General features: G+C 42.7%; 1 protein-coding gene and 3 tRNA genes. 1 reads left to right on the forward strand and 3 read right to left on the reverse strand.

Annotated elements, in window-relative coordinates:
* Positions 1-92: 92 nt before the first annotated feature.
* The 3 genes from AB4185_RS18880 to AB4185_RS18890 all read right to left on the reverse strand — a co-directional run bounded on the left by AB4185_RS18880 (position 93) and on the right by AB4185_RS18890 (position 442).
* A tRNA-Gly gene (locus AB4185_RS18880) sits at positions 93-168 on the reverse strand.
* 46 nt (positions 169-214) lie between these two features.
* A tRNA-Cys gene (locus AB4185_RS18885) sits at positions 215-288 on the reverse strand.
* A 67-nt stretch (positions 289-355) separates the two neighbouring features.
* Positions 356-442, reverse strand: a tRNA-Leu gene (locus AB4185_RS18890).
* Between the two features lie 349 nt (positions 443-791).
* Here AB4185_RS18890 and AB4185_RS18895 point away from each other — a divergent pair.
* Positions 792-1,580 carry a lipase family protein gene (locus tag AB4185_RS18895; RefSeq protein ID WP_017064543.1) on the forward strand — a complete coding sequence of 263 codons (789 nt, stop codon included), beginning with the start codon at positions 792-794 and terminating at the stop codon, positions 1,578-1,580.
* Positions 1,581-1,674: the final 94 nt, after the last annotated feature.

A 1,674-nucleotide genomic window follows, 5' to 3' on the forward strand; every position in this document is an offset into this window, starting at 1 on the left:
CACCACCAGGGCACGCAATTCTTTATTGCGATGCCGATTACTGAAAAGTAAAACACCATCTTAATGTCGAAATGAATCAACACTACAAAATTTGGAGCGATACATCGGGTTCGAACCGATGACCTCAACCTTGGCAAGGTTGCGCTCTACCAACTGAGCTAGTATCGCATTTTCATTCTTATTATCTCTTAACTTATCAAACTAAGAGAAAGAATGGAGGCGCCTCCCGGAGTCGAACCGAGGTCCACGGATTTGCAATCCGCTGCATAGCCACTCTGCCAAGGCGCCTTTAATAGTGATTTAAGAGAACAACTCTTTGTTCATCACTCTACTCAAAATGTAGAAGCTAGATAGATGGTGCCCCGGGCCGGACTTGAACCGGCACAGCGCGAACGCCGAGGGATTTTAAATCCCTTGTGTCTACCAATTCCACCACCAGGGCAACGCAATCTTGCGAGGCCGATTACTGAAAAGTAAAAACACCATCTCTCAGCGACCTAAGCCGTGAGAACGAGGTGTACTTTAACGGAAGGAAAAAATTCGTCAACAATAAATTTTATCTTTTAATTCAAGTGATTAATTATCGAACTCAAAAGAATAAATTTAGTGCAGCTTGTACGGTTCTTATACTTGGATTTCTAATTTAAACGGACAAATCACTGACAACCATTGATTCAAATACCAATTGAATGCGGTGATTTTATTGTTTTAAACCAAGCAAATGGCGTTTTCATGTGCTTTTCACATTCAACGATTAGAGTTTGAAGTAACTCTTATTAAGAAGTAAACATGTGAAACCACTAAAACGATATCAATATGAGCGCTATGCCGTTCTTTGTAACCTCGCCTACCCTAGAGTTTTTAAGCAGACTCGCTATGGTTTTGACCCTAATGGACAACGCATCATCAAGAACCAGTTTGGTAAAACCATGATTAGAGTGTTGTGGAGTAGCGACAAAGATGAAGTGGTTGTGGTAATCAAAGGATCGCACAGTATCTCAGATTGGCTACTAACCTTTGCTCTATGGACCAGAAGCTGTAAGAGAATTGGGCTCAATTATCGTGTGCATGCGGGTTTCTACCATCTAATGTTTCAAGAGAGCCAGCCAAGTCGTAATGAAGATAAGCTTGGCTTAACCGTTATTGAGCGCTTGGAAGCCACGCTCACACCTCTCATCGAACAAGGAAAAAGAGTGTCTATTACTGGCCACTCTTCCGGAGGCGCTATCGGTTGTGTCTTCGCTGATTACTTTGATCAAAAGTACCCAGGCTGTATTAAACGAATAGTGACTTTTGGCCAACCCGCCATTGGTGATTGGAGCTTTCGAAAGCACTATCGCATGAGTAAGAAGACCTACCGAATTTGCTGTGACATCGACATCGTGACCTTCATGCCACCGGTTCCTTTGCTCTATTGGCATGTAGGTAAAGTGCTTTGGCTTTATAACGGACGAATCTATGAGAACACTCCTACATTAATCCGCCTTGGTCGCTCTATCTTTAGTTGGCTGATAAGACCTTTCTCTTACCACTTAATGAGCAAGTATATCCGTAACAAAGATTTCTTTGATAAGCATTGAAATGGGTACGTAGGAAGCTTTTAGCGGGGTCAAAAACGAAAAAACCAGTCACTAGGACTGGTTTTTTCTGAATGATGGAGGCGCCTCCCGGAGT

Origin of the sequence: Vibrio sp. 10N.286.48.F5 (genome assembly GCF_041469785.1) — a bacterium.
Taxonomy (GTDB): domain Bacteria; phylum Pseudomonadota; class Gammaproteobacteria; order Enterobacterales; family Vibrionaceae; genus Vibrio; species Vibrio crassostreae_C.